This is a genomic window from Asticcacaulis tiandongensis (genome assembly GCF_006475605.1).
In the GTDB taxonomy this organism is placed as follows: Bacteria; Pseudomonadota; Alphaproteobacteria; order Caulobacterales; family Caulobacteraceae; genus Asticcacaulis; species Asticcacaulis tiandongensis.
Window position 1 is genome coordinate 1 of record NZ_SSBC01000002.1, and the last position, 23,676, is coordinate 23,676.

Sequence of the window (23,676 nt, forward strand, 5' to 3'; positions counted from 1 at the left end):
GACTACCGCCGCCTGCGTTTCCCTTTCCAATCTCACAATGTCAAAGACCCAAACAACCAGACCAGCCTAGCCGACCCGGCGAACAACTTATCCTAAGCTGTCAGAAGGAGCGGCGTATATAACCGCTTAAATTTTCGTGTCAACCTTTTATTTTTAAAAAGTTTTCAGCGAAAACTCTTAAAGCTAAAAAGCCGAACCACCGGGAAACAAACAACCGTTTAACCCTCGGTGTGGAGGAGCGTAACTAATGTTCCCGCACCGCCATGTCAACCCAAAAATTTACAAAAATTTAAGAACTGACACCCGATGTCTATTTTGGCAAGTCATTGATATTCAACAAGTAAGAACCGTTAAACTCAATTTCGAAGCCCGTTTCAACGTCGGGAGGCGCTAACTACAGAGCGGGGATCAGAGAGTCAACCGCATCGCAGCATTTTTTGCAGCTTACCCACAGAGGTGCGGGCATTTCCCTTACTTATCCTCAGATTGAGCCTTTAATTGGGCGATCTTGGCTAAAACCCGCCCCCTACCCTTGGTTAAGGCCGTCACTACACCACGCCATGTACGAACTTCCTGTTCGGTCATCTGGGCACGGTTGAGCGTGACCCGCAGGTTCCGCTGCATCGATTCCTTCTTTTCCGGCGGAAAGAAGAAACCGGCTTTTTCCAGTTCGTCCTCAAGGTGCTCATAAAGGCCATGCAGCTTTTGCAGGTCGGCGGGACCGTCAAGATTCTTTGAAAAGGCCGCCTTGGGCGCATCCATGACCTTCAGTCGCCATTCATAGAGAACGATGTTTACCGCCTGAGACAGGTTGAGAGACTGGAAGTACGGATCGACGGGGATCGTCACTATGCCGTGGCACAACGCAATATCGTTGGTTTCGAGGCCCGCGCGTTCAGCTCCGAACAAAAGACCGGTACGAATCCCCTCCCCCGCCTCTATGTAAACCTGATCTGCCGTCTGACGCGGGGTCAAAACCGGCAACTGGGTTTCACGCGGGCGGGCGGTTGTCGCATAGACCGCATTGAGATCAGCGATCGCGTCGGCCACCGTGTCATATATGGCGGCATTATCGAGCGGCCAATGTGCGCCAGAGGCATTTGCCCATGCTCGTTCCTGTGGCCAGCCGTCGCGCGGATTGACAATGCGCAGGTCGCGCAAGCCAAAATTGCCCATGACGCGGGCGACTGCGCCGATGTTCTCAGCCATCTGCGGGCGGTCAAGAATGACACAGGGTAAGGTAAGGTCGGGCCGATCAATCGGCGGAGCGGGACGATTTTCTTTCATGCCCGCGCTTATATATATAAGCGCTGCCTTACATCAACTGCCGGCTTCTGTTGCGATACATCTTCGGGGGCGTCTTTAGGCAGGCAGATCTTGACGAAAATGATGACAAATATACACCAGCGCAGGTGATTCCAGCTTAAGGCGATGCTTTCGGTGACGCTCATCAGGCTGTAGATGGTGATAAACGGTAAGGCCAGATACCCGCCATCGCCGCGCCAGGTGCGATAAAGGGCCAGAAACCAGAAGCTGGCAAACAACAGCGCCCAGACAATCAGGCCCGAATTGCCGAGCGCCAGCCACACCTCATACCAGCAGGAATGGGCGTGATAGGCGCGGAAACCGGCAACATCGCTAATGCGCGCCAGAGGCGTCCATTCGCCTTCAAGCGTCCAGACCGCACCAAAGCCATAGCCTGTCCACGGTCGCGTCTGCATGACATAGTCTATGCCCGCCCAGATATGAGTGCGACCCGTCAGGCTGGCGTCCTTGCCCAGAAGCCCGAGCATTTCGTCTGGCATCATGATCATGACGCTGCCGCCGACAATCAGCGTAGTGACCGCCAGCCACACCAGAACAATGCCGATCACCGGTCCCTTACGCGCCAGCCAGATAAACCCAAGCGCGCCTGCACCCAGCATCAGGGTGACGAGTGAGGTCTTGGAGGTCGACATCACCACAAGCCCCACCGCGACGGCCGCCGCCGCGAACCAGAATAACCGACGTTTGGGCACATGCAATCCGGCCGCCATACAGATGATAAAGGCGGAACTCATGACCGCGCCCAGATTGTTCTTTTCGGAGAAAACGCCGCGCCAGGCCCCGATAAACAGGGAGGTCATGCGCCCCTTGTCGGGCAGGGCAAGCGCCATGAACAAAGAGCCGACAATCAGTATCAGGTGGGCGATGGCCACAACCTCAATCAGCCGCGTCCATGAAAACCGTGCGGCAATGGCATAACCGGCGAGCACCGTCATCGACAGGGCCACGGTACGGCGGACAGTGGTTGACGGGTCGATCGACCACAGGGCCGACAGGGCACACAGGCCAACCAGTATGAGCAGCAGCGGCGTTCGGATTACAGCCGAGAACAGACGCCGGTAGCAAAAGACGATCAGAACAAAGGCGCAGAGATAGATAGGATAATAGATGTTGCGGATCACCGCGCCGGCCATAGGCGACTGTTCGGTAGAATAACCAAACAGCGGCGACACCCAGCCTTGCGAAAAGGTGAGCATAATCAGCACCGCCAGAGCCAGAGACAGCCATTGCCCCTGCCAATCCTGCCGGAAATCGCTTATGAACCGACCGACCATGCTCAGGTGGCCTTAGAGACGGTTTCAAAAGGTTGGAGTCTGAGTCGAAAAGACGTGTCTTCGAGAACCGAAGCGCAGTGTACATGGGTGCATGAGCACCGGAAGCGCAGAAGAGGCGCCTTTGCAGGCCAAAAAGCGATCTTTTCAAATCGTCTCTCAGGCATGGGGGGCCTTGCGCAGGGGACGCCTTGGGGAGCCAATAGTCGCGCGGGCACGGTTATAGACCAGCCCCAGTATCCGCCCGCCCGCTTGTTCCAGCGCTGTTTTCAATGCGACGCGTGAATTGATATCGCCCTGCCCTTCGGCGACGACCATGACAATGCCATCGACCTGAGCCGCCAGATGCACCGCATGATCCGCGCGCTCAAAGGCCGCGACATCGATAATAACGGTTTGTGCGTGCTGCTTGAGCACCTGCCAGTATGGGGTTTCCGCGATCAGTTTGACGCGCTGGCCCTGCTCTATCTTGTCATCGCGCAGACGCGTCACCCACAGACGCTTATCGAGGAACGGGCGGGCGATAAGGAGGTGCGCGTCGGATTGCGCCTGCTCTGACCGTGATTTCGGCGTCAGAGTAAAAAATACCGATCCGTCAGGTGTGGCCCGAGACACCGGGCCCGGCGGGCCAAAGCGCGCTTCTTCGGTTAATATGGTGTCCAGTTGTCCCTGACGGCGCACATCGGCATCGACCAGCCATACTGGACGCTTGCTGAAAGCCGCTTCACAACGCGCATATTCGCGCGCTACCGTCGATACGCCTTCGCCATCATAGGCCGAGACAAACATCAGTGTGCGACCCTGTGCGCCCTGAGGTCGCCCCAGAGCCGACATCAGGTCAGCCATTTCCTTTGTCAGATCAACCATATCTGTGCCCCGCCCCCTATTTGGCTCTGGCCTGAGCCAGAAGCGGTAGGTCAAGGGTCTGAGAAGCCATTTCCGCATCGACAAACCCCTTATGCAGGAACACCCGCAACAGCCCGGCACAAAGCGCTGTAAAACCGGCAAACAGGAAAGACAAAATGGCGATGGGCTTACGCAGGGATTTGGGCTTATCGGGCGGACGGGCACGGTTGACCACGCGTACCGTGTCGCTGGCCCCTTCGGCGATCTGCTGAGAGGCTTCGCTTTCCTGAATCCGTGCCGTGAAGGTGGACAGATTGGTTTGCAGGGCCGCGCGCTCTGTATTCAGGCTGTTGAATTCGGCCTCAATACCAACCAGACTGTGCATCTTATGGGTCACCTGTTCGGCCTGTGCCTGTATCTGCGCTTTGCGGCCATTGAGCGCGGCCACTTCCGACTCAAGTTGCAGCTTCTCGGTAAATAACTGCTGGTGCGCCGGATTGACCCCAATGCGATGTTCTTTTTCACCAATCGCCCGCCCCGAAGCCATCATGGCCTCAAGCTCACGTATCTGGTCATCAACGGCACGCACAGGCGCCGATTCGGGCGTATAACGCGCCAGCAACTCCTGCCGCTGCTGACGCAGATTAAGGAGACGCGTCGGGACACTCAGGTCGAGATTACGCTCTATGCTCATTTCCGGTGCCAGTTGCCCAAGGCGGCGGCTGACCGCGCCGAGACGCGCCGAGGCCTGCGCCAGCTGGGCATCGATCTGGTACAGTTCGGTCGTCAGGGAGCTATAGAGATTGGCATAGGTCTGTTTGGCCGCCTGAAAATCCCCGACGTCATTACGTAGCAAAAAATCCTCATAGGATTTGTCGGCTTCACGCAGGCGGCGATCGAAGGCGTCCTTCTGCTGCTGCAACAGAGGCGCGGTCGTATCTGAAAACACCTCAAGGCGATATTTCTGATAGATGTCGATCAGGGTGTTGAGGATCAGGGCCGCCGACTGCGGATTCTTGTGCTTATAGGTCAGGCGCACAATATTATTCTGAGGCGCGGTCTGGCTGCTGAAGCCGCCACGCAGTTCCTTAAGGGCCGCCGTCAGGGCCGCTTCCTTGTCGGCATCATTACGCGGCACCCAGTTGGGTGCGTAATCATCCGGCAGAATGACATGGTAGCCAAGCTTATCGATGACACGGTATTTCAGTTCGGTGGAGTTGAGGATTTCGACTTCGGACTGAACCACTTCGTCAATGGTCGCTATGGCTCCACGGGCAGCGTCACCGGCCAGGGGCACATAGACATAGTCCTGCCCCAGCTGCATCAGGAGGCTGGCTCCGGCGGTGTAGCTTTTGCCCATCGACAGGGCGACCGCCAGACCAATGCCGAAAATCACGGCAAATACCGCAAGCATCAGCCAGATTTCACGCAACAGCAAACGCAGTATGCCCCCAAGGCCATACTGCACAAACACCGTCTGTTTTTGCGTAACTGCGTTCATCCGCACCGTGTGTATTATCAGAAAGCCGTTTTGCAGGGATTCGTCCTGCACTGACCAGCCATATTCCTTCAGCGATTCGCGCTGATTAACCTTAATGCGAATGTAATTTGGACAGGGGTCGTTAACTTTCGCTTACCATTTATGAATGATGGTTAATTTATCCACTTTTTTGAGTCTGGCGCTGAGTAGGCCTCCGGACGGTTTACAGGTAATCTGACGCGATGCGATTTTCCCGCCGACATTTATTGCTGACTATTGGGGGCGCGGGCCTGTCTGTAAGCACCGGATGCGCCTCGTCACGTAACGGGTCATCGGCGCAAGCCCCCGTGACGGCACCGAACATCACCTTCTCACAGTGGCGGGACGAAGACCCGTTCTATCTGTTCTTTCCCAATGATCGGCTTGAGGTGCAGGTCCCTTCGGCACCGGAGCTTAATCGTCCGGTGATCGTCGGTCAGGATGGCCGCATAAGCCTGCCGCTGATCGGGCAGGTCATGGCCGCCTATAAGAGCGTGCCAGAGTTAACCGCGGAAATTACGGAACTTTATCGCCCGCACCTGCGCCATCCTGAGGCGCAGTTGTTTCCGGCGGAAACGTCAAATACGCGGGTACTGGTCGGCGGAGAGGTCCGCGCACCCGGCTGGGTCGAGGCTCCGGGCGTTTTCGACGCCTTGTCGGCGGTGCTCGCGGCCGGTGGCTTTACCCCCAGCGCCAAGCCGGAAGAGGTTGTCCTGATCCGTCGCAGCATTGATGGCCAGATCATGCGCCGGTTCATTGACCTTGAGAGCCAGCTCAAAGGGCGCGGCGGGCCGATGGTCGCCTTACGGCGTTACGACATAGTGTACGTGCCACGGTCAAATATCGCCAATGTGGCCTTATGGGTCGATCAGCATATCAATAGCGTGATCCCGAGCGGGATCATGAACTATCTGACCTATCGGGTGTTTTAGGCCGCCCGTCTTTAGGCCGCCAGACCGACACGTCCCTGATCAATCCACTGACGCGCGGCGCGTTGCGCTTCGGCGACATCTTCGCGTTCCATTTCACGTGACAGCTCGCGACGGCAATGTGTCGCCTCAAGCGAACCGCGCATGGCCGCCAGATTAAACATCATGTGGGCCGAGATCAGGTCAACCGGCGCACCGTTCTGACCGGTCGAATACATAACCCCAAGCTTCATCAGGTCGTCTGCGCTCATTTCCGGTGTCGGCAGAGGCAGGGATACTTCGTTCATCAGCATGTCTGTCACCGCGCATTTTACGCGGCCCCCGTTGTTTCGATATCCAAATTTCACACCACCAAGTGAAATTAAAGTTAACGGGGATGTTTACAATGAATTTTTTATGTAAATATCAAGTTAATGTTAATTATTACATTTACCAAATTGTACATAATTGTTTAATTTGCCTTAATTATTTAGTTTAAACTGGAAATATTTTATTAATATTGAAATACATTATTTAAATACCCACTGAAATCTTGTTAAGTATTTAAATAATTATCATAACAAACAAGGTTTCCTGCAATATTTACATGCCACCAAAAGCGGGTACATTCATCCGGTCGTCGATTTCAGGTGAGCTATTCCTGACCGATCCATTCAGCTTCAGTTCAGACTGACGCCTGCATAATCGGCGCAATCGGAAAAAATTCCGTTCCCCGCCCCGTGAAAGGTCTCCGACTTTTCCACAGGGCATTAAAGCGAGGCAAAAATGACATTGCGCCCTGTTTCCGCTACGGCTCTGGCTCTGATTATGGGACTGGGTCTTATGGCGAACTCCGTGCAGGCGGGCAATCTTCAGTTCGCTGAACAGGCTGTGCGTGAACGCAATGAACGCCAGCAAGCCCAGCAAAGACCGCAGCAGAACCGCCCCCAGCCGAGCAGACCTCAATCGCAGGACCGCCCCCAACGTCCGCAAACTCAGGACCGCCCAAGCCGTCCGGATAGTGGGCGACCCGATAGAGGACGGCCAGATTCGGGACGTCCAAATGCAGGCCGCCCTGATAGCGGGCGACCTGACTGGAATTCCCAGAACCGGCCCAATACGCGCCCAGATAGCCGACCGGATAACCGACCCGACAGGCCTCAGGGCCAAAGACCGGATCGCGGTAATGATAATCGTGACCGCAACCAGTGGCAAAATAACCGGCCCGACAATCGTCCGGACACCCGTCCGGGTCAACGCCCTGATCGTAACGACAATCGCGGCCAGAATCGCCCCGACCGTAACGACAACCGTTGGGACAACAACAGGCGCGATAATGACCGGCGCGATTATGACAGACGCGACCGTGACAGACACGATCATGACCGCTGGGGTAATAATAATCGGCCAAACCGGCCGGATTACCGCCCCAACCGGCCGGATCACCGCCACTATAGCCGCCCCGATCGCGTCAACTGGCACTCACGCCATAACTATAACTACCGGAACCATCACGACTTCCGGTCCTATTCGGGCATTCGTGTAGGCTTCTATTTCGCACCGCGTTATGGTTATTATCGCGTACCGACGGAATATTACGGCTACCGTTATGACTACGGGGATTACCTGCCACGCTATTTCTACAGCTATCGCGTGGCCGACCCTTACTTCTATAACCTGCCGTCGCGGCCTTTTGGATCTGAATACTATTTTGTCGGCAACGACATCGTTCTGGTTCAGACCGCAACCGGCCTGATTATAGATATCTTCTACGACGTATTCTAAAAAAGACGGCGCCCCGAAGTCACCTTCGGGGCGTTTTCTTTATTTACCTATTGTCTCAAGTGCCTGCGTCAGGTCGGCAATCAGGTCGTCGGGGTCTTCGAGGCCGATATAGAGGCGCACATAAGCGCCTTCGAGGGGGGCATGATCTTCGGGGGTAATCTTGTTACGGCTTAGGAACTGCGGCTCACAGTTAATGGCCAGACTTTCAAAGCCGCCCCAGCTGAAGCCCATACCGAACAGTTGCAATTGCTCAAGGAAGGCCTGAGAGTTCTTTTCGCCCTCCCCTTTCAATACCACCAGAAACAGGCCGTTTGATCCGGTGAAATCCTTGGCAAACTGCGTATGCCCCGGATGGCTTTCAAGGCCCGGATGCACGACCCTTAATACTTCGGGGCGGCTTTCGAGCCAGCGGGCCACCTTAAGGCCGCTGTCGCCCGATTGCCTGAGGCGCAGATGCAGGGTGCGCAGGCCCCGAATAGCCAGATAGGATTCGTCCGCCGAGGTGAAAAAGCCCCATGCCTTGATGGCCTCATAGATTGCCTTGCCCAGAGCCGGATCGCTGACGCTGACCGAGCCGATCAGCACATCGGAATGGCCGCCGACATATTTGGTCAGGGCCTGCATCGACATATCGACGCCATGCGCAAGCGGTTTAAACAAGACGCCCGCGCCATAGGTATTGTCACACAGGGTCAGTATACCCCGCGCTTTCGCGGCACGGGCGATAGACGGCACATCCTGAATATCAAAGGTCAGGGACCCCGGACTTTCGAGATAGATCAGGCGTGTGTTGTCTTTGGCCAGTGCCAGAACGTCATCGGCATTAAGGGACGCCGGATACCAGGTGACCTCAATGCCAAAACGCTTAAGCTGCGTATTAAAGAAACGCCTGACCGGCGCATAGGCGGAATTGACCGCCAGCACATGATCCCCCGCCTTAAGGACCGCAAAGATAGGCAGGGTCAGCGCCGCCAGCCCTGTGGGCAGGACAAACGCCTCCTGCGCCCCTTCAAGATCAGCAATCATGCGGCACAGTTCCGCCTGCGTACCCAACCCATCCGTGCCATAGGTCGGCTTGATGTCATCATCATAAAGCGCCTCGGCACTTTCGAACAATACCGTAGAGCCGCGCTCCACCGGCACGTTCACGGCACGACGGCTGCGGGGCTTATTGAGGGTGGCGCTGGTCAGACGGGTGGTTTCACGCATGATTTCAGGTATAATCCGGTTAAAACATAATCAGAGGAACAATATAGGCGTCGCTTTTTTCAACCCGCAATTCCTGCCTTTGGCAAGCGCTTTGTCATTGCTGATTGCTTTAGCCATGCTAATGGTAAGGGCTAAAAATCGTCGCATGACCTTTGGCTTGCAATTGGCTTATGAGGTAAAATGACATATTGCGCCGGACTTAAATTCCTACTTATTTACGGCTAAATCGATATAACCGAGGCACAGGCGTTCATGACGACACATATTTCCCGCCGCTGGATACTCGCCGGAGCCGCCGCGCTCGGCACAACGGCCTTGGGCACATCCTTAAGCGGTTGCGGTCAGAGAAACGACGGCACCAGCCTTTTGAACGTCTCCTATGATCCGACGCGTGAATTTTACGTCGCCTATAACGCGCTGTTTACTGCTGATCAGACTGAGGCCATTACAGTTAACCAGAGCCACGGCGGTTCGGGCAAGCAGGCTACGGCGGTCATCGAAGGTCTGGCGGCGGACATTGTGTCTCTAGCGCTGGCGCACGACATTGATTCGATTGCCGAACGCGGTTTGATTGCCAAAGACTGGGCGACGCGCCTGCCTTATAATTCCACCCCCTATCATTCGGTTATCGTGTTTCTGGTGCGCAAGGGTAACCCCAAAAGCATTCGCGACTGGAGCGATCTGGTAAAGCCCGGCGTGGCTGTCATTACACCCAATCCAAAAACCTCCGGCGGTGCCCGCTGGAACTATCTGGCGGCTTACGGCTACGCCCTCAAAGCCAATGGAGGCGACGAAGCCAAGGCCATAGCCTATCTTGAGGCCCTGTTCCGTAATGTGCCGGTGCTCGATACCGGTGCACGCGGGGCGACCACAACCTTCGTTCAGCGCGGTCAGGGCGATGTGCTTCTGGCGTGGGAAAACGAAGCCCTGATGGCACTGGCGACCACAAAGGATGCGCCGTTCGAGATCGTTTACCCGTCGCTTTCCATTCGTGCCGAGCCGCCGGTCGCCGTGGTCGATAAGACCGTAGAGCGCAAGGGGACGGCCGCTCTGGCCAAGGCCTATCTTGAGGGCCTGTTCAGCGCCCGTGCCCAGAAACTGGTGGCCGAATATCATTTCCGTCCGTCTGATCCGCAGGCGGCCGCTCAGTTCACCGAAAAGTTCCCGGATATTGAACAACTGACTATAGACGCCGACTTCGGTGGCTGGAAGAAAGCGCATGAGGCGCATTTTGCCGCCAATGCCGCCTTCGATCAGCTTCAGTTGCGCCTGCACCGCTAAATTTCTGCTATCCGGTATTCATGTCACCTCCTGCGTCCACACCCGCTACACATGTCGTGCCCGAAGGTTTTAAACCGCCGAAGGTGACGCATAATACGCGCGTCCTGCCGGGCTTTAAGCTGTCGCTTGGCCTGACCATCACCTACCTGTCGCTTATTGTGCTCATTCCTCTGGCCGCGCTGATTGCACGTCCGTGGGAGCATGGCCTTGAGGCGGTCATCAATACCGTCACCGATGAGCGGGTGCTGGCGTCGCTGAAAGTGACCTTCGGCATTTCCTTTGCCGCCGCCATAGCCAACCTGTTCACCGGTCTGGCGGTGGCGTGGGTGCTGACGCGTTATGAGTTTCCGGGCAAGCGGATTTTGGATGCGCTGGTTGACCTGCCGTTTGCCTTGCCGACCGCCGTGGCCGGCATCAGCCTGTGCACCATGTACGCCACCAATGGCTGGATCGGCAGCCTGCTTGAGCCTCTTGGGATCAGGGTATCCTATACGCCGCTGGGGATTTTCGTGGCATTGGTCTTTGTCGGCCTGCCGTTTATTGTCCGCTCGGTTCAGCCGGTTCTGGCCGAATTTGATGCCGAGGTCGAAGAAGCCGCCACAACGCTTGGGGCGTCCCCGCTGCAAACGGCGTTTCGCGTGATTTTACCGGCTCTGGCACCGGCGCTTCTCACCGGTTTTTCGCTGGCCTTTGCCCGTGCCGTGGGCGAATATGGCTCAGTAATATTCATCGCCGGTAACATGCCGTTCCTGTCCGAAATTACGCCATTGCTGATTGTCATTAAGCTTGAGGAATTTGACTATGCCGGTGCCGCCACCGTGGCCCTGACCCTGCTGAGTCTGTCCTTCCTTGTGCTGATCGTCCTCAATGCCGCCCAGCTCATTCTTAGCAAACGAGGGCAGAAATGAGCGCCAAAGCCGCCCGCTTCCCTAAAACCCCTGCCGCCATTGGCCTGACACTGTTTGTCATCGCGTGGATGGTACTGGTGATTATCCTCCCACTGGCCAATGTGCTGTTTGAAGCCTTTGCCAGAGGTGTAGCGCCTTATCTGACGTCACTGGCCCATCCCGATGCAATAAGCGCCGTCAAGTTGACCCTGCTGGTGGCGGCGATTGCCGTACCGCTCAATGCCGTGTTTGGTATTGCCGCGGCCTGGGCGATTACGCGCTTTGAATTCAGTGGCAAGGGCTTGCTTTTGTCGATCCTTGACCTGCCCTTCACGATCTCGCCGGTTATTTCCGGTCTGGTCTGGGTGCTGTTGTTCGGTGCGCATGGCTGGTTCGGCGCGGTCTTACAGGATGCCGGCATCCAGATCATTTTCGCCCTGCCCGGACTGGTGATCGCCACTATTCTGGTTACCCTGCCGTTCGTGGCGCGTGAACTTATCCCGCTGATGCAGGATCAGGGCACCGACGAAGAAGTCGCTGCCGTCACGCTGGGGGCCAATGGCTGGTCACTGTTTTTCCGTGTCACCCTGCCCAATATCAAATGGGCCTTAACCTATGGCGTATTGTTATGTACGGCGCGGGCCATGGGCGAATTCGGTGCGGTCAGTGTGGTGTCCGGCCATATTCGTGGCCTGACCAATACCCTGCCGTTGCACATCGAAGTGCTATATAATGAATATGACAGCGTAGGTGCCTTTGCCGCAGCGACCCTTCTGGCGGGCCTTGCTATTATCACCCTTATACTGAAAACCTTTCTGGAATGGCGCTTCGCTGGTGAGCTGGCCGCCCACCGCAAGCACTAGAGAAACTCTATGTCCCTGATCGTCAGCAATATTACCAAGACCTTTGACCATTTTCCGGCCCTGACCGACGTCAGTTTTCAGGCAGAACCGGGGGAGTTTCTGGCCCTGCTCGGGCCTTCGGGGTCCGGCAAGACAACCCTGCTGCGCCTTCTGGCAGGTCTTGATCAGCCCAATACGGGTACAGTCCAGTTTGATGGCATCGACTATCTGGCGCTCAATCCGCGTGATCGTCGCATCGGCATGGTCTTCCAGTCCTACGCCCTTTTCCGTCACATGAGCGTGGCCCAGAACATTGCCTTCGGCCTGACAGTGCGTCCGTCAAAGGAGCGCCCGAGCAAATCCGAGATCAAGGCCACGGTAGAGCGCCTGCTTAAGCTTATTCAGCTTGAAGATTTCGGCCATCGCTATCCGTCACAGCTTTCGGGCGGCCAAAGACAGCGCGTGGCTCTGGCCCGTGCTCTGGCGATCAATCCGCGCATCCTGTTGCTGGATGAACCCTTCGGAGCGCTCGATGCGCTGGTGCGCAAGGATCTGCGCCGCTGGCTGCGTCAGATTCATGATGAAACCGGCGTCACTACCATCTTCGTGACCCACGATCAGGAAGAAGCCCTTGATCTGGCTGACCGCGTGGTCGTGTTAAAAAGCGGCCAGATCGAGCAGATCGGCAAGCCGGTGGAACTCTATCACCGCCCACAGACCGAGTTCGTATTCGATTTCCTTGGGTCTTCCAATCCGGCTCCGGCGCGGGTGGATGGCGATACCGCGCATTTTGACGGCTTCAGCGTGCCGGTCATCAGTGCCACGCCCCTAAATGGCCAAAAGACCACCCGCTTCCGTCCGTTCGATACACAACTGGCGACTGAAGGAGCAGGCTTTAAGGCGAAACTGGTTTCTGTCCTTCCCGCTGGCCCCAGCCTGAGGCTTGAACTCAAGGGGGCTGACGGCACGCTCTATGAAGTGCATCAGGCGCATGATTCAAATGCCGCTGACCTTAAGGTGCGCGATACGGTCTATATCCGCCCGACCAAGGTCTATGCCTTTTAGGCAGGGCTTGAAATTCAAAATAAAAAAACACCGGCCAGATTGTCTCTGACCGGTGTTTTTATTTTAGAATTGAACGCGATTAAAGCGATTTACGTGCCGCGCGGAAATAGGCGATGCCCGTCCACAGGGTGATCAGGGCCGCCGCCCACATCAGCCAGAAAGCAATGGCGTTAAACGCCGTCAGGTAGCTAACATCGAGGTTAAAGGCTGACCAGCTTTGCACCAGAAGCTGCGCCCCAAGCGCCACCAGCTGAAAGGTGGTCTTCCATTTGGCCAGCAGACTGACGGGGATTTTGAAATTCTTACCAGCCGCCGCTTCACGCAGGGCACTGACGGCAAATTCACGGAACAGTATAATTGCCGCAGGCAGGGCAATTTCAGGCTGCGGCCCAAGGCTGAACAGGCCTAAAATCGTACCGCAGACCAGAATTTTGTCGGCGATGGGATCGAGAATGGCACCCCAGCTCGTTTCCGCCTTCATCTTGCGCGCCAGATAACCGTCAAAGAAGTCGGTAATCGCCGCGATGACAAAGGCATAAAACGCCAGTCGGGTCAGGCTGTTGAGCGTGTCCGTATCGCTGGTCATCGGACTGACGAAATAGACACCGCCTGCGACCGTGGCCAGCAGCAGGAACATCACCATACCGGCCACAAGACGCAGGCCGGTAATAAGATTGGGGATCGGGTTTGCTTTTTCGCCGGTCATGGTCACGCTCATATTTCAGTATGGCCTTGTCTGGCATGTAACGCGCGAAAGCTCAAGCCTGTTGAACCCGCGTTTAAAAGCGCTCACCGATCCCCGTTTAGTATTAGAAGCGGTAGCCTAAGCCGAGGAACACCGACTGCTGCGTCAGGTCTGCACGGGCATTGCCGTCCTTGGTATCACCGAAATCGGTGTAGCGGTATTCAGCACGGCCAAACAGGTTCTCACCGAAGGCGTAGTCCATACCAACGGCACCGGTGACGCCCGCAAGGGTTTCAGTTTCCTTTTCGCCATCATATTCAATATAGGCCCGGGTTCCGGCGACACCCAGCGCCCCATAGACGAGCGCATTACCGAAGCTGTAGCCCACGCGCCCACGCACGGAACCGGAATAGTCGATACCGACTTCAAGCGGTTCGCCTAGGACGGTGTAGCGGTCATTGGCGTCATTATAGTTGAGGTCAATTTCGGCACCCATGACCCAGTTTCCGTTCTGGGCATTGACACCGGCAAAGGCGCCATAGGCGGTATTATCGAAATCGTCAGACGTGCGTTCGTCCGTTACGCCGTCATCATAGCGTAGCTCCAGCTCGGTACGGTTCTGGCCGACCTGAGCACCGACATAGGGGCCTGACCAGTTCTGGGCCGAAGCAACGGCGGGCAGCATAAGGGCAAGGGTCGAAGCGGTTACAAGGGTGAAGGTCTTCATGTTACGGTCTCCTTTTTGGTTATATTCAAGGAGATACGCTTGGGCATAAGGTTTCGATGTGGCTGAGGGGGCTATTCCATAGCTATATCAGTTCTGTAGCCTGAAGGTCACAGGTCTTTATGTGTGGCTTTCACCCTCACCCCAACCCTCTCCCTCAAGGGAGAGGGGGATGCGCGTCTAATCGTGGAAGTGATCATAGATTTTCTGCGCCAGCGCTCAAAAAGCGGAGCGTTAGCGCATCAAAAAACTGGCGCACCGCACGGCCTATCCGTGGAAGTGATCGTAGATTTTTTGCGCCAGCGCGGCGGAAATGCCGTCGATCTTTTGCAGGTCCTCAACGCGGGCGGCACCGACTTCGCGGCCGGAACCGAAGGCCTGAAGCAGGGCGCGTTTACGGCGGGCCCCAATGCCGTCAATGTCATCAAGCGGGTTTTTCGTCAGGGCCGCCGCGCGCTTTTGCCGGTTGGCCCCAATGGCATAGCGGTGAGCTTCATCACGTAATCTTTGTAAGTAATAGAGTACGGGTGATTTCGGCTCCATCATGAACGGTGTGCGACCCGGCATGAAAAAGCGTTCCATGCCCGCGTCACGGTCAGGGCCCTTGGCAACGCCAACAATATTAATGTCGGTCATGCCCAGTTCGGTCATGACCCCCAAAACGGCATCAAGCTGCCCCTGCCCGCCATCGACCAGAACCAGATCCGGCCGACCAAAGCCTTCGTCCTCAGGGGCACCTTCGGCACGGTTTTTCAGGCGCATGAAACGACGACGAAACACTTCGCGCATCATGGCATAGTCGTCACCGGCCACCGTATCGAGATCGCGGATGGTGAATTTGCGGTACTGCCCCTTCATGAAGCCTTCGGGGCCGGCAACGATCATGCCGCCGACGGCGTGCGTGCCCCCCAGATGCGAGTTATCATAGACTTCGATGCGCTGCGGCGGGGCCTCAAGGCCAAAGACTTCGGCGACCCCGTCAAGCAGCCTGACCTGCGCCGAATTTTCCGCCATGCGCCGCCCGAGCGCCGAACGGGCATTATTCAGGGCATGGGCTACAACATCGGCTTTTTCGCCGCGTTTCGGGCAATGAATCTCGACCTTGCGTCCGGCCTTGAGGCTTAAGGCTTCCATCATCAGTTCCGGCTCGGTCAGGGGATGCGACAAAAGTATAAGTTTCGGGACGGGCTTGTCCTGATAGAACTGCCCCAGAAAGGCATCAAGGATAATGCCTTCATCATCCTCACTATCGACGCGCGGGAAATAGGCGCGGTCGCCCCAGTTCTGACCGGCACGGTAGAACACGCTCTGAACACAGGCCGCGCCGCCTTCGTGCACCACGGCAAAGACATCGGCTTCCTCTTCCCCCAGACCAATAGAGGCAGACATGGCCACATGATTGAGTGCCCGCACGCGGTCACGTAACTGCGCGGCCTTCTCAAAATTCATCTCATCCGACGCCTTCATCATCTGCGCCGACAGGTCAGCGACAACGACACGGCTTTTGCCCTTGAGGAAGGCCTGCGCCTGAGCCGCCAGATCATTATAGGCCTCAAGGCTGATCTCACCGGTACAGGGCGCCGAGCAGCGCTTGATCTGATGCAACATGCACGGCCTTGTCCGGCTGGCGTAGATATTATCGGTGCAGGTTCGAAGGAGAAACGCCTTTTGCAGGGTATCCAGCGTCCGGTTAACCGCGCCCGTCGAGGCAAACGGCCCGTAATAGTCGCCGGTTATAGAATGCGCCCCGCGATGCTTGGTGATCTGCGGCGCTTCGTGATCCTTGCGCACCAGTATCTCGGCAAAGGATTTATCATCACGCAGCAGGACGTTGTAACGCGGCTTCAGCGCCTTGATGAGGCGGGCTTCCAGCAGTAGCGCCTCACCTTCGGTCTGCGTCCTGACAATGGTCATCGACCGCGTCAGATAGACCATGCGCGCAATACGGTTGGAGTGAACGCGGCCCTGTGCATATTGCAGGATGCGGCGTTTTAAGGATTTCGCCTTCCCGACATAGAGCACCTCGTCATTTTCGCCGATCATGCGATAGACGCCGGGCTTGTCCTCGGCCAGCCGTGCCTCACGCAGGATCAGTGCGGCACCGGTCAGGATTTCTTCAGCGTCAGGTAAGGGGGGAAGGATGTCAGTCACAATAGGAGAACATATAGCGAAACTTTGGCGGATCGCAACCAGTACGCCGTCTTACCACATCGGATCAGCGGGATAACCGTGTAACACCTCTTCTATGCGGCGCAGAGATCCCTGATTGATATTCAGGGGCAGCTTATCAAAATCAAAGAATTCAGCATTTTTGATTTCTGCGTGTGAGGTCAGGGCCGTGCGCTCAAACTGGTCTATGCGGTACAACAGGACATGATCGCCGGGGAAAAAGCGTTCATTAGAGTGGATGGACAGGAGCTTGGGGGCCTCAAGCGCGATAATACCGCCCTCTTCGCGTAGCTCACGCACCACGGCGTCGCCTGTTGTCTCAAGGGCATCGACACCACCGCCCGGAAGCCACCAGCCATCAAGATAGGTGTGTTCGATCAGAAGGACGCGCCGGTTATCTTCAATCACCATGCCGCGCACCCCCAGTGTCTTGCCCCGCGTCATGCGCGAATGGGCAAAAAACAACGGGCGGGCATAGGGTTCTACAAGGCGCTTCCAGTCATCCATATAGTCAATATTGATATGACTTATGGTTTTGTACAAGGGTATCACGGCCGTGATCACAGCCATTTTATAAGCACCTCGCTGCCGTTACCATGCCAGGACCTCTTGAGTTCCGTCGCCAAGGCGTTTAAGCACGGGAAACAATACCTGATACGGAGTACATCCATGCTGGCCATCGCCATTATGTTCGGTTTTATCGCTGCTGTCGCGGCCCTGAATTTCATCGATTTCGGTCGTATCGACTAGGCCTGACCTGATTTGGCCGTCTCGCCCGCAAAAGCCGCTCTGGTTACCGGTGCCGCCAAACGTATCGGACGGGCGGTGGCCTTCAGGCTGGCACAACAGGGGTATGATATAGGCGTGCACTTCGGTGCCTCCGAAGAGGCGGCCTTACGCCTGTGTGGCGAACTTGAAAGCCTGAATGTCAGGGCTGTGCCGCTTCAGGCTGACCTCAGCCAGCCCGACAGTATTGCGCGGCTGGTTCCAGCCGCCGTTAAGGCGCTGGGACCTTTGCAGGTTCTGGTCAATAATGCATCGGTGTTTCACGATGACCGCCCCGGCTCGATTGAGGTCGGGGCCTGGCAGACCCATATGAACACCAATCTTCTGGCACCGGTGCTTCTGTCTCAGGCCTTTGCCGGACAGGCAGACCTGCCGGACAATGCCAGCATCATCAACCTGATCGATCAAAGGGTGCTGAACCCTTCCCCGCCCTTCTTTTCCTATGGATTGTCCAAGGCCGGCCTGTGGTACGCCACGCGGACACTGGCGCAAGGCCTCGCGCCCAGGGTACGCGTCAATGCCGTCGGCCCCGGTCCGACCCTGCCGTCCATTCATCAGACACCTGAGGAATTCGAAGCGGAAGCGGCCTCAACTCTGCTGCAAAAGCCAGTGACGCCCGAAGACATTGCGGCGGCTGTGGCTTATCTGATAGAGGCGCGCGCTGTTACCGGTCAGATGATCTGCGTCGATTCCGGCCAGCATCTGAGCTAGAGGCAGGGCCTCAGGCCCTGCACCCGTTTGCCCCGAGGCAGACGGCAACAACCCTTCCAGACGTTTATTTTGTGCGCGACACGCTGTAGTCGGCCAGCGCCTCAAGGGCGGTTTTCCAGTCGCTGTCGGGGAAAATCGACAGGGCGCTTTTGGCCTCAGAGGCATAGGCTTTTGCCTTTTCCACCGCCTGCGCCATAGCCCCCGAATCGATGATAAGCTGGCGGGCGCGTTCAAAATCACCTTCGGCCTGCGTGCGCTTACCGATGGTGCGTTCCCAGAAGGCGGCCTCGGTGTCACCCGTGGCGGCAATCCCTAAGATCAACGGCAGGGTCGCCTTACCTTCGGCAAAATCATCCCCGGCGTTTTTGCCAAGCGCCTCGGCGGTGCTGCCGTAATCAAGCACATCGTCCTGAATCTGGAAGGCCAGCCCCAGCGCATGGCCATAGGTTTTAAGCGCCGCCTGCTGAGCACGGGAAGCCTTTGCGCCGACCGCGCCGCTTTCGGACGCTGCCGCAAACAGGGCGGCGGTCTTGGCGGAAATGATCTCGATATAGACGCTTTCGGGCAGGGCGGCGTCATAGGCGCGCGTCAGTTGCAGCACTTCACCTTCGGCAATCACGCCCGACGCCCGCGACAAAATCCCCAAAGCCTCGATCGAATCGGTATCGACCATAAGTTCAAACGCGCGGGCAAACAGGTAGTCACCGACCAGAACCGATGAGGGCGCGCCCCATATCAGGTGAGCCGCCACCTTGCCACGGCGCAGTTGGCTTGAATCGACCACATCATCATGCAGGAGCGTCGCCGTATGGATAAACTCTACGGCTGCGGCCAGTTTATGGTGATTGTCATTGGTCGTCTCACACAGACGCGCTGCCGCCACGCACAGAAGCGGGCGCAGACGCTTGCCACCGGCGGCAATCAGATGATCGGCCAGTGCCGGAATCACGGCAACGTCACTTTGCATACGGTCACGGATCAGGGCGTTGACGTCAGCCATATCGGCGTCACCCAACGCAAACAGGGCATTGACATCCCCGCTTTTGATCACGCGATCAGTGCGTGTTTTTTCCATATCGACCAGATTCAAAACGCGAAACTCCGGCAGTCCCTAAAAAGCCTGTCCTGCATTAAACCGCTTGACGGCCTTAGTCCATGCCTGCGTTAAGACTTTTGTGCTATATGCCGACATTAAAGCCACGCCAGAGCCTATGCCCAAAACGGATAAAGTCACAGATAAGCCAGACATACTGGAAACCACCCTGCTGAACGGGCGCGTGCGTTTGCGTCAACCGTTGAAAGGCTATCGCATCGGCATGGATGGCGCACTGCTGGCGGCAGGCGCTGCGTCAATTGTTGGCAACAAGCCTTTGAAAGGGCTTGAATTAGGCTGCGGTGTCGGCGGGGCCATGCTGTCACTGGCGGCGCGCGCACCGCAGGTCAGGCTTACCGGCATCGAACGCGATACAGCGACCTTTCGGCTAACGCAGGAAAATATCGTCGTGAATGAGCGTGAGGATCAGGCGCTCAATGGCGATATTGGAGCGGGGTTCAAGGCGTTCGGACTTGAGCGGTTTGATCTGGTGATGTCGAACCCGCCCTATTTCGATGATCCCACCTTGTTGCGGGCACCGCATGAGTTGAAACGTCCGGCGTGGATTGCCGATGACGGACTTGGGGTCTGGCTGGACTTTGCACAGGCCGCCGTAAAGGACGGCGGAGACATTCTGTTCATTCATCGCGCCGACCGGTTGGGCGATATATTGGGCGGTCTTACGAAATGCGGATCATTCGTTATCCGTCCGATCCAACCCTTTGCCGATAAGGACGCCAAGCGGGTTCTGGTGCGCGCCAAGCGTCTGGGTAAAGCGCCTCTGCGCCTACTTCCGGCATTGATCCTGCATGATCAGGGGGAGAGGAAACATACGCCAGAAGTCGAGGCGATCCTCAGGGGTGAGGCGGACTTGGGGTGGTAATGCATTCAAAGCAGATACTGATCGGATTGGGTCTGGCCTTTGCCCTGTTTGCAACCTCACCGGTGGCAGCCAATGACAGTCCGCCGGTCAAAAAGTCAAATTCCGGCATCTGCCATGCGCGCGGCACGACCTATTACGCGCAAACGAAACATTTTACGCCTTATGCCACACTTGATGCCTGTCTGAAAAGCGGCGGGCGATTGCCAAAGCGTTAGTAAAAGCAAGCCCCCCCCCATCCGTCTTTGCCGCCTGTCGGCGACAAATCCACCTTCCCCAGCAAGCTGGGGAAGTATGTCCAATGTTATACCCCTGTTAGTTTTGGGCCTTAGCCGCCACCGCATCAAGATGCGCTTTGGTCTGATCGACCGCATCCTGTGCGCGGGCGGTGCGACGGGCCAGAAGATCAGGGCTTCCGGCATCATAATCCGTCATCAGCGTCTTAACGAAATCACCGGACTGCACGTCCTTAAGTACGTCCTGCATAGCGGCTTTTGAGGCGTCACCAATAATACGCGGGCCGGTCAGATAGGCGCCATATTCGGCCGTGTTGGAAATTTTCCCAAAGCCCCCGGCCATGCCACGCTCCCACAACAGATCGACCACCAGCTTAAGCTCATAACAGGTTTCAAACCACGCCACTTCCGGCGGGTAACCGGCATCGACCAGCGTATCAAAAGCCGTAGTCACCAATTCCCGCGTGCCACCACACAAGACCACCTGCTCACCGAACAGATCGGATTCGCATTCGGCCTTCATGCTGGTTTCCAGTATCCCCTTGCGTCCGCAACCCAGCGCCGCCGCGAACGAGAGGCCGATAGATTTCGCCTGACCGGTCGCGTCCTGATGAACCGCAAACAGGCAGAAGACGCCTTCTCCGGCCTCATAGATGTCGCGGATGCGCGGGCCGATTCCCTTGGGCGATACCAGCAGCACATCGACATCTGACGGCGGCGTCACCAGCCCGAAATTGACCGACAGACCGTGGGCAAAGATCAGCGCCTGCCCCGCCTTGATGTGTGGGGAAATTTCATGAGCGAATAAGGCCTGATGCGCCTCATCCGAAGTCAGGACGACAATAACCTCAGCCCATACGACACCTTCGGCCACGGTCACGACCTGAAAGCCATCGGCCTCAGCCTTTGGACGCGTCGCTGACTCCGGTTTTAAAGCCACGCGAATATCGCTCACGCCGGAATCACGGGCATTGAGCGCCTGCGTGCGGCCCTGCGAGCCATAGCCGATGACCAGAACCCGCTTTTGCCGGATAATGCTCAAATCGCAGTCACGATCATAATAAACGGGCAATGGCGATGACACAGGCAATGACACGGGCGACGCTCCTGACTATAGTGACTTCCAGAATCGTCTTTCCGTATAAAGTACCGCTCCATGTCCCGACACCCCGAATATCAGTATCTCGACCTTCTGCGCGATATCATGGACAAAGGGGTCGAGCGCAGTGACCGCACCGGCACCGGCACGCGCGGGCTGTTCGGACGTCAGATTCGCTTTGATCTGTCACAGGGTTTCCCGCTGCTGACAACCAAGAAGGTGCATTTCAAATCCATCGCCGTTGAGCTTTTGTGGTTCCTGCGCGGCGATACCAACGTCAAATACCTGCATGACCATAAGGTCAGCATCTGGGACGAATGGGCCGATGAGAACGGTGATCTTGGCCCCGTCTATGGCAAGCAGTGGCGCTCATGGGCCGCACCTGATGGGCGTCAGATCGACCAGATGGCGCAGCTTATTGAAAATCTGAAGACCAATCCCTATTCGCGCCGCCATATTATTTCCGCATGGAACCCGTCGGAAATTGAGGACATGGCGCTTCCGCCGTGTCATTGTCTGTTTCAGTTCTTTGTCGCGGATGGCAAGCTGTCGTGTCAGCTTTATCAGCGCTCGGCCGATATATTCTTAGGTGTTCCGTTCAATATCGCTTCCTATGCGTTGCTGACGCACATGGTGGCACAGGCCGCAGGTCTTGAGGTCGGGGATTTCGTCCATAGCTTCGGCGACGTGCACCTCTATCTCAACCATCTGGAGCAGGCGGAAATTCAGCTGACGCGCGATCCGTTTGCATTCCCCAAGCTTAATATCGCACCCAAAAGCGACCTGTTCGGTTTTGACTATGCCGATTTTGCCATTGAAAACTATCAGTCGCACGGGGCGTTAAAAGCGCCGGTGGCGGTATAGTCATGGCCTCTCCCCGCCTGAGCCTCATCGTCGCCATGAGCGACAACCATGTCATTGGCCGTGACAACGGTCTGCCCTGGCACCTGCGTTCTGATCTGAAAAACTTCAAGGCCACCACCCAGTTCAAGCCGGTCATTATGGGGTCGAACACCTGGGACAGCCTGCCGCGCAAACCCTTGCCGGGCCGGCTTAATCTGGTTTTGTCGCGGGATTTGAAATTCGAGGCCGAGGGCGGTGTGGTCTGCGAGACCCTGTTTGAAGCCTTAAGCATTGCCCGTGAACATGCCATGGATGACGGGGCCGATGAGATCATGATCATCGGCGGGGCGAAGGTCTATGAGCAGACCCTGCCCAAGGCCGATCGCCTCTATGTCACGCAGGTGCATGCAAACGTTGAAGGTGACACCTTCTTTCCGCCCATTGATCCCGAAATCTGGCAGGAAACGCGCTCTGAGTTTCTAACCAGAGGCGAAGGCGATGATCATGATTTCACGCTGAAAATCTATGACCGTAAAAAGCCATAAGGAATAATCGCCTTTTTGCCTTATTTGGCTGTATGATCTGCGTTCATATTATTTACTGCTGAGCCCCCTATGTTTGCCACTGCCCGACTCATCCTGCCGTCTGTTGCCTTTCTGGCGGTTCCCTTTCTGGCCCTGCCTGCACAGGCCCAAAACGATGATGCGCCGGTGGCCACCAATGTGACCGGCCTCAGGCAGCAGATGATCGACACACCTATGCTGGCCGATGCGCCGGCGGATGATTTTCATCGCGTCGCCTGGTGTCACGGCATATTGTCGGGGCATATGGACTTGGCCGAGCGTCTGGTTGATGTCGAGCCGGCCAGCGATATGATGCGGGCCATTGGCCGCTCCTATCTCAGGTCATACGAAGCCGCTCTGACGCTTTCGGAAGAAGGTAAAACTGAAAAAGGCCACCAGACCGCCGAAGCCGCCCGTCAGAAAGGCTTTGATGGCTGGGAAGGCGCGCGGCTGGCCGATAAGGATATGGCCATCGGGGCCTATATGAACTGGTCCTTGCCCGGTGATTGTGAGCGCGCCGCTATCGCGCTTTCGGGACGTCCGGAGCTGTTTAAAGAAATGCAGACCGAGGCCGAGGCAAAGATTATTGCGGAAACGCTTAAGCCCGCGACCGAACGTACGACGCTGGATGTTATGACAGCTAAACCGGCCTCTGTCGCGCCCGCCGATACCCCTGCTGCAAACAGCGATACCGAGGCCGAAGACAAGAACTGGCGTCGTGGACTTATGTCGCGTCTCGGGTGGGGCAAGAAGGACTGATTCCTTTCTTGCCGAAACGGCACATTAGCAACACAATCGCGACACAAAACCCTATCGTTAGGTAGGCTCAGGACCCATTGATTTTGTTGTAGTGATCTGATTCATGCTCCTGAGGAGTGTGGATTATGAGTGACCTTTATTGGCTGACGGACGAGCAGATGGCCCGGCTTCAGCCTTATTTTCCCAAGA

The 23,676-nt window shown here is 56.6% G+C and carries 25 protein-coding genes; 13 read left to right on the forward strand and 12 right to left on the reverse strand.

Annotated features, from left to right (window positions below):
• Window positions 1-471 precede the first annotated feature (471 nt).
• From E5201_RS03490 to E5201_RS03505, 4 genes are all read right to left on the reverse strand, one after another.
• Entirely contained in the window at window positions 472-1,287 is an 816-nt protein-coding gene (locus E5201_RS03490) for an RNA methyltransferase (RefSeq protein WP_140984640.1), read from the reverse strand.
• Between the two features lie 8 nt (window positions 1,288-1,295).
• Complete coding sequence (locus tag E5201_RS03495) at window positions 1,296-2,600, reverse strand: O-antigen ligase family protein (protein ID WP_140984641.1); 1,305 nt, start codon at window positions 2,598-2,600, stop codon at window positions 1,296-1,298.
• Window positions 2,601-2,756: 156 nt separating this feature from the next.
• Complete coding sequence (locus E5201_RS03500; protein WP_140984642.1) at window positions 2,757-3,464, reverse strand: P-loop NTPase family protein; 708 nt, start codon at window positions 3,462-3,464, stop codon at window positions 2,757-2,759.
• A gap of 16 nt (window positions 3,465-3,480) precedes the next feature.
• Window positions 3,481-4,944, reverse strand: coding sequence for a GumC family protein (locus tag E5201_RS03505; protein WP_140984643.1), 1,464 nt, complete (start codon window positions 4,942-4,944; stop codon window positions 3,481-3,483).
• A gap of 221 nt (window positions 4,945-5,165) precedes the next feature.
• Here E5201_RS03505 and E5201_RS03510 point away from each other — a divergent pair, with 221 nt between their 5' ends.
• Window positions 5,166-5,894 (forward strand): polysaccharide biosynthesis/export family protein, encoded by a 729-nt coding sequence (locus E5201_RS03510; protein WP_140984644.1) that lies wholly within the window; start codon window positions 5,166-5,168, stop codon window positions 5,892-5,894.
• Between the two features lie 11 nt (window positions 5,895-5,905).
• Here E5201_RS03510 and E5201_RS03515 read toward each other — a convergent pair whose 3' ends face one another.
• Window positions 5,906-6,178: a sel1 repeat family protein gene (locus E5201_RS03515; protein WP_140984645.1), complete on the reverse strand. Its 273-nt coding sequence runs from the start codon at window positions 6,176-6,178 to the stop codon at window positions 5,906-5,908.
• A 478-nt stretch (window positions 6,179-6,656) separates the two neighbouring features.
• Between E5201_RS03515 and E5201_RS03520 the strand changes: the two genes are divergently transcribed.
• Complete coding sequence (locus E5201_RS03520) at window positions 6,657-7,655, forward strand: RcnB family protein (protein WP_140984646.1); 999 nt, start codon at window positions 6,657-6,659, stop codon at window positions 7,653-7,655.
• A gap of 39 nt (window positions 7,656-7,694) precedes the next feature.
• On the opposite strand, the gene metC is transcribed toward E5201_RS03520, so the two are convergent.
• Window positions 7,695-8,864, reverse strand: coding sequence for a cystathionine beta-lyase (gene metC, locus E5201_RS03525; RefSeq protein WP_140984647.1), 1,170 nt, complete (start codon window positions 8,862-8,864; stop codon window positions 7,695-7,697).
• 252 nt (window positions 8,865-9,116) lie between these two features.
• Between metC and E5201_RS03530 the strand changes: the two genes are divergently transcribed.
• The 4 genes from E5201_RS03530 to E5201_RS03545 are packed head-to-tail and all read left to right on the forward strand — an operon-like array spanning window position 9,117 to window position 12,939.
• The gene (locus E5201_RS03530; protein WP_140984648.1) at window positions 9,117-10,145 is read left to right on the forward strand and encodes a sulfate ABC transporter substrate-binding protein; all 1,029 of its coding nucleotides are present in this window, start codon (window positions 9,117-9,119) and stop codon (window positions 10,143-10,145) included.
• 20 nt (window positions 10,146-10,165) lie between these two features.
• Complete coding sequence (gene cysT, locus E5201_RS03535; protein WP_140984649.1) at window positions 10,166-11,053, forward strand: sulfate ABC transporter permease subunit CysT; 888 nt, start codon at window positions 10,166-10,168, stop codon at window positions 11,051-11,053.
• Window positions 11,050-11,895 (forward strand): sulfate ABC transporter permease subunit CysW, encoded by an 846-nt coding sequence (cysW, locus tag E5201_RS03540; RefSeq protein ID WP_140984650.1) that lies wholly within the window; start codon window positions 11,050-11,052, stop codon window positions 11,893-11,895. Before cysT ends, cysW begins: the two co-directional genes overlap by 4 nt.
• Before the next feature lie 9 nt (window positions 11,896-11,904).
• A complete protein-coding gene (locus E5201_RS03545; RefSeq protein ID WP_140984651.1) occupies window positions 11,905-12,939 on the forward strand; it encodes a sulfate/molybdate ABC transporter ATP-binding protein in 1,035 nt (344 codons plus the stop codon).
• A 79-nt stretch (window positions 12,940-13,018) separates the two neighbouring features.
• Here the strand turns inward: E5201_RS03545 and pgsA are convergent, their stop codons facing one another.
• The 4 genes from pgsA to E5201_RS03565 form a co-directional block, all read right to left on the reverse strand.
• On the reverse strand, window positions 13,019-13,657 hold the full coding sequence (pgsA, locus tag E5201_RS03550; RefSeq protein ID WP_246050379.1) for a CDP-diacylglycerol--glycerol-3-phosphate 3-phosphatidyltransferase: 639 nt from the start codon (window positions 13,655-13,657) through the stop codon (window positions 13,019-13,021).
• Between the two features lie 91 nt (window positions 13,658-13,748).
• Entirely contained in the window at window positions 13,749-14,351 is a 603-nt protein-coding gene (locus tag E5201_RS03555) for an outer membrane protein (RefSeq protein ID WP_140984652.1), read from the reverse strand.
• A gap of 264 nt (window positions 14,352-14,615) precedes the next feature.
• Window positions 14,616-16,514: an excinuclease ABC subunit UvrC gene (gene uvrC / locus E5201_RS03560; RefSeq protein WP_425456559.1), complete on the reverse strand. Its 1,899-nt coding sequence runs from the start codon at window positions 16,512-16,514 to the stop codon at window positions 14,616-14,618.
• 36 nt (window positions 16,515-16,550) lie between these two features.
• A complete protein-coding gene (locus E5201_RS03565) occupies window positions 16,551-17,024 on the reverse strand; it encodes an NUDIX domain-containing protein (RefSeq protein ID WP_140984662.1) in 474 nt (157 codons plus the stop codon).
• Window positions 17,025-17,126: 102 nt separating this feature from the next.
• On the opposite strand from E5201_RS03565, the gene E5201_RS14760 reads away from it, so the two are divergent.
• Window positions 17,127-17,267 (forward strand): hypothetical protein, encoded by a 141-nt coding sequence (locus E5201_RS14760; protein WP_181404531.1) that lies wholly within the window; start codon window positions 17,127-17,129, stop codon window positions 17,265-17,267.
• 12 nt (window positions 17,268-17,279) lie between these two features.
• Window positions 17,280-18,014, forward strand: a complete 735-nt coding sequence (locus E5201_RS03570) for an SDR family oxidoreductase (protein ID WP_140984654.1) — start codon at window positions 17,280-17,282, stop codon at window positions 18,012-18,014.
• A 64-nt stretch (window positions 18,015-18,078) separates the two neighbouring features.
• On the opposite strand, the gene E5201_RS03575 is transcribed toward E5201_RS03570, so the two are convergent.
• On the reverse strand, window positions 18,079-19,089 hold the full coding sequence (locus E5201_RS03575; RefSeq protein ID WP_140984663.1) for a polyprenyl synthetase family protein: 1,011 nt from the start codon (window positions 19,087-19,089) through the stop codon (window positions 18,079-18,081).
• A 136-nt stretch (window positions 19,090-19,225) separates the two neighbouring features.
• On the opposite strand from E5201_RS03575, the gene E5201_RS03580 reads away from it, so the two are divergent.
• Together E5201_RS03580 and E5201_RS03585 are read left to right on the forward strand one after the other, a co-directional pair.
• A complete protein-coding gene (locus E5201_RS03580; RefSeq protein WP_140984655.1) occupies window positions 19,226-19,990 on the forward strand; it encodes a tRNA1(Val) (adenine(37)-N6)-methyltransferase in 765 nt (254 codons plus the stop codon).
• Window positions 19,990-20,205, forward strand: a complete 216-nt coding sequence (locus E5201_RS03585) for a hypothetical protein (RefSeq protein ID WP_140984656.1) — start codon at window positions 19,990-19,992, stop codon at window positions 20,203-20,205. The genes E5201_RS03580 and E5201_RS03585 overlap by 1 nt, the downstream gene beginning before the upstream one ends.
• Before the next feature lie 97 nt (window positions 20,206-20,302).
• Here the strand turns inward: E5201_RS03585 and ilvC are convergent, their stop codons facing one another.
• Window positions 20,303-21,319: a ketol-acid reductoisomerase gene (gene ilvC / locus E5201_RS03590; protein WP_140984657.1), complete on the reverse strand. Its 1,017-nt coding sequence runs from the start codon at window positions 21,317-21,319 to the stop codon at window positions 20,303-20,305.
• A 60-nt stretch (window positions 21,320-21,379) separates the two neighbouring features.
• Between ilvC and E5201_RS03595 the strand changes: the two genes are divergently transcribed.
• From E5201_RS03595 to E5201_RS03605, 3 genes are all read left to right on the forward strand, one after another.
• A complete protein-coding gene (locus tag E5201_RS03595; protein ID WP_140984658.1) occupies window positions 21,380-22,186 on the forward strand; it encodes a thymidylate synthase in 807 nt (268 codons plus the stop codon).
• A 2-nt stretch (window positions 22,187-22,188) separates the two neighbouring features.
• Window positions 22,189-22,710 carry a dihydrofolate reductase gene (locus E5201_RS03600; RefSeq protein ID WP_140984659.1) on the forward strand — a complete coding sequence of 174 codons (522 nt, stop codon included), beginning with the start codon at window positions 22,189-22,191 and terminating at the stop codon, window positions 22,708-22,710.
• Window positions 22,711-22,779: 69 nt separating this feature from the next.
• Window positions 22,780-23,487, forward strand: coding sequence for a hypothetical protein (locus tag E5201_RS03605; protein WP_140984660.1), 708 nt, complete (start codon window positions 22,780-22,782; stop codon window positions 23,485-23,487).
• Window positions 23,488-23,676 lie beyond the last annotated feature (189 nt).

Excerpts from the sequence above, each read along its gene's own strand:
- E5201_RS03605 (WP_140984660.1), top strand. The coding sequence starts at position 22,780 with ATGTTTGCCACTGCCCGACTCATCCTGCCGTCTGTTGCCTTTCTGGCG.
- E5201_RS03510 (WP_140984644.1), top strand. The coding sequence starts at position 5,166 with ATGCGATTTTCCCGCCGACATTTATTGCTGACTATTGGGGGCGCGGGC.
- E5201_RS03545 (WP_140984651.1), top strand. The coding sequence starts at position 11,905 with ATGTCCCTGATCGTCAGCAATATTACCAAGACCTTTGACCATTTTCCG.
- E5201_RS03490 (WP_140984640.1), bottom strand. The coding sequence starts at position 1,287 with ATGAAAGAAAATCGTCCCGCTCCGCCGATTGATCGGCCCGACCTTACC.
- E5201_RS03580 (WP_140984655.1), top strand. The coding sequence starts at position 19,226 with ATGCCCAAAACGGATAAAGTCACAGATAAGCCAGACATACTGGAAACC.
- E5201_RS03555 (WP_140984652.1), bottom strand. The coding sequence starts at position 14,351 with ATGAAGACCTTCACCCTTGTAACCGCTTCGACCCTTGCCCTTATGCTG.
- E5201_RS03595 (WP_140984658.1), top strand. The coding sequence starts at position 21,380 with ATGTCCCGACACCCCGAATATCAGTATCTCGACCTTCTGCGCGATATC.
- E5201_RS03585 (WP_140984656.1), top strand. The coding sequence starts at position 19,990 with ATGCATTCAAAGCAGATACTGATCGGATTGGGTCTGGCCTTTGCCCTG.
- cysT (WP_140984649.1), top strand. The coding sequence starts at position 10,166 with ATGTCACCTCCTGCGTCCACACCCGCTACACATGTCGTGCCCGAAGGT.
- E5201_RS03505 (WP_140984643.1), bottom strand. The coding sequence starts at position 4,944 with ATGAACGCAGTTACGCAAAAACAGACGGTGTTTGTGCAGTATGGCCTT.
- E5201_RS03600 (WP_140984659.1), top strand. The coding sequence starts at position 22,189 with ATGGCCTCTCCCCGCCTGAGCCTCATCGTCGCCATGAGCGACAACCAT.
- pgsA (WP_246050379.1), bottom strand. The coding sequence starts at position 13,657 with ATGAGCGTGACCATGACCGGCGAAAAAGCAAACCCGATCCCCAATCTT.
- E5201_RS03565 (WP_140984662.1), bottom strand. The coding sequence starts at position 17,024 with ATGGATGACTGGAAGCGCCTTGTAGAACCCTATGCCCGCCCGTTGTTT.
- E5201_RS03575 (WP_140984663.1), bottom strand. The coding sequence starts at position 19,089 with ATGGAAAAAACACGCACTGATCGCGTGATCAAAAGCGGGGATGTCAAT.
- E5201_RS03530 (WP_140984648.1), top strand. The coding sequence starts at position 9,117 with ATGACGACACATATTTCCCGCCGCTGGATACTCGCCGGAGCCGCCGCG.
- E5201_RS03500 (WP_140984642.1), bottom strand. The coding sequence starts at position 3,464 with ATGGTTGATCTGACAAAGGAAATGGCTGACCTGATGTCGGCTCTGGGG.
- metC (WP_140984647.1), bottom strand. The coding sequence starts at position 8,864 with ATGCGTGAAACCACCCGTCTGACCAGCGCCACCCTCAATAAGCCCCGC.
- E5201_RS03495 (WP_140984641.1), bottom strand. The coding sequence starts at position 2,600 with ATGGTCGGTCGGTTCATAAGCGATTTCCGGCAGGATTGGCAGGGGCAA.
- E5201_RS03515 (WP_140984645.1), bottom strand. The coding sequence starts at position 6,178 with ATGAACGAAGTATCCCTGCCTCTGCCGACACCGGAAATGAGCGCAGAC.
- E5201_RS03520 (WP_140984646.1), top strand. The coding sequence starts at position 6,657 with ATGACATTGCGCCCTGTTTCCGCTACGGCTCTGGCTCTGATTATGGGA.
- cysW (WP_140984650.1), top strand. The coding sequence starts at position 11,050 with ATGAGCGCCAAAGCCGCCCGCTTCCCTAAAACCCCTGCCGCCATTGGC.